The sequence below is a fragment of the Streptomyces sp. NPDC054847 genome (assembly GCF_053610925.1).
On sequence record NZ_JBSGZJ010000685.1, the window covers coordinates 1 to 2,345 of the forward strand.

Genomic DNA, 2,345 nt, shown 5'->3' on the forward strand with positions numbered 1-2,345 from the left:
CCGGGCGAAGCCCGGTTCAGGGAAGTGGGGGCTCCCCGGAACGCACGGCCGCAGGGGAACGCGTTCCCGCCCGCGCCGACCCGCTCGGCCGCGTCACCGGGCCCTCCGCGCCCCACGCTCGTACGCTCGAAGAATGTCTGAGGTGTATGGGGTCCGTCGTGGCCGACTGCGCGATCGATGCGCCGCGACCGGCAGCGCGGCGGCCCTGATCTCCCGGCCCGCGAACGTCCGCTATCTCGCCGGAGGTGCTCCGCCCGGTGCCGTGCTGCTCCTCGGGCCCGCCGACGACGTGCTCGTCTGTCCCCGCACGCCGACCGGCGATCCCGCCGACGGCCGGCCGGACGAGGGGCTGCGGCTGGTCGTGATGCAGACGTCCACCGGTGACGCGGCGGTCGCCGCCGCCGAGCTGGCGCGTACGGAGGGCGTCGAGTCGCTGGCGGTCGAGGAGCACCACCTGACGGTCGCCCGGCACCGTGCGCTCGGATCGGTCGCGCCCCGGGTGCGCTTCGCCGATCTCGGGCTCGCCGTCGAGCAGCAGCGGATCGTCAAGGACGAGGACGAGATCGCCTGTCTGCGTATCGCCGCGGAGATCACCGACCAGGCCCTCGGTGAGCTGCTCGAGTCCATCCTCGTCGGCCGCACCGAACGGCATCTCGCCCTCGAGCTGGAGCGCCGTCTGGTCGACCACGGCGCCGACGGCCCCGCGTTCCCGACCTCCGTCGCCACCGGCCCCAACTCGGGACGAACAGGACACCGCCCGGGCGACCGGCGTGTGGAGGAGGGTGATTTCCTCTCCGTCTGTCTCGGTGCGAACTACCGCGGCTACCGTTGCGAGATCGGCCGTACCTTCGTGATCGGCACGACCCCCGCCGACTGGCAGATCGAGCTCTACGAGCTCGTCTTCGCCGCTCAGCGGGCCGGCCGGGAGGCCCTGCTGCCCGGCACCGCGTACCGCGACGTCGACCACGCGGCACGGCAGATCCTGGATGTCGCGGGCCACGGGGAGGAGCTCCCGCCCCGCACCGGGCACGGTGTCGGGCTCGAAATCGACGAGGACCCGCAGCTCGCCCCTGCGGCCATGGGTAAACTGGACGCTTGTGTGCCGGTCACCGTCGAACCGGGGGTCCACCTCCCGGGCCGGGGCGGAGTCCGGATCGATGACACGCTCGTCGTGCGCCAGGAGGCGGACGGCGGACCCGAGCTACTCACCATCACGACCAAGGAGCTGCTCGCGCTGTAGCGAGCCGCGGTGCGAAAGACTTGGTCGTCCACCCAGCGTCAGTCCAGGAGATTCCGCAACCGTGGCTTCCACGAACGACCTCAAGAACGGCATGGTGCTCAAGCTCGACGGAGGCCAGCTCTGGTCCGTCGTCGAGTTCCAGCACGTCAAGCCCGGCAAGGGCCCGGCCTTCGTGCGCACCAAGCTCAAGAACGTGCTCTCCGGCAAGGTCGTCGACAAGACCTTCAACGCCGGCGTGAAGGTCGAGACGGCCACCGTCGACCGCCGCGACATGCAGTTCTCTTACATGGACGGCGAGTACTTCGTCTTCATGGACATGCAGACCTACGACCAGCTGATGGTCGACCGCAAGCAGGTCGGCGACGCCGCGAACTTCCTCATCGAGGGCTTCACCGCCAGCGTCGCCCAGCACGAGGGCGAGGTGCTCTACGTGGAGCTGCCGGCCGCCGTCGAGCTGACCGTCCAGCACACCGAGCCCGGCGTGCAGGGCGACCGTTCCACCGGTGGTTCCAAGCCCGCCACCCTGGAGACCGGCTACGAGATCCAGGTCCCGCTCTTCATCACCACTGGTGAGAAGATCAAGGTCGACACCCGCTCGGGCGACTACCTCGGCCGGGTGAACAGCTAACCGTGGCTGCCCGTAACAAGGCCCGCAAGCGCGCCTTCCAGATCCTCTTCGAGGCCGACCAGCGCGGGGCGACCGTGCACACGGTCCTCGCGGACTGGGTCCGGCACGCCCGTACCGACGAGCGGCAGCCGCCGGTCGCCGAGTACACGATGGACCTCGTCGAGGGGTACGCGGAGCACGCGGACCGCATCGACGAGCTCATCGCCACCTACGCCGTCGGCTGGACCATCGACCGTATGCCGGTCGTGGACCGGAACATCCTCCGGCTCGGCGCGTACGAGCTGGTCTGGAAGGACGAGACCCCCGACGCGGTGGTGATCGACGAGGCGGTGCAGCTCGCCAAGGAGTTCTCCACGGACGAGTCGCCGGCCTTCGTGAACGGCCTGCTGGGCCGTTTCAAGGACCTCAAGCCGAGCCTGCGCCGCGACTGATTCGCGTCCCGGCCGGTTTCACCAGGCCCGGGGCGGAAGACGAAGG

General features: G+C 70.0%; 3 protein-coding genes. All 3 read left to right on the forward strand.

Annotation, left to right across the window (positions count from 1 at the left end; genetic code table 11):
• Nucleotides 1-133: 133 nt before the first annotated feature.
• A complete protein-coding gene (locus tag ACWGH4_RS34195) occupies nucleotides 134-1,240 on the forward strand; it encodes an aminopeptidase P family protein (protein ID WP_453467694.1) in 1,107 nt (368 codons plus the stop codon).
• Nucleotides 1,241-1,301: 61 nt separating this feature from the next.
• Nucleotides 1,302-1,868, forward strand: a complete 567-nt coding sequence (gene efp, locus ACWGH4_RS34200; protein ID WP_005319856.1) for an elongation factor P — start codon at nucleotides 1,302-1,304, stop codon at nucleotides 1,866-1,868.
• A gap of 2 nt (nucleotides 1,869-1,870) precedes the next feature.
• Nucleotides 1,871-2,299 (forward strand): transcription antitermination factor NusB, encoded by a 429-nt coding sequence (gene nusB / locus ACWGH4_RS34205; RefSeq protein ID WP_005319859.1) that lies wholly within the window; start codon nucleotides 1,871-1,873, stop codon nucleotides 2,297-2,299.
• The last annotated feature ends 46 nt before the right edge of the window (nucleotides 2,300-2,345 follow it).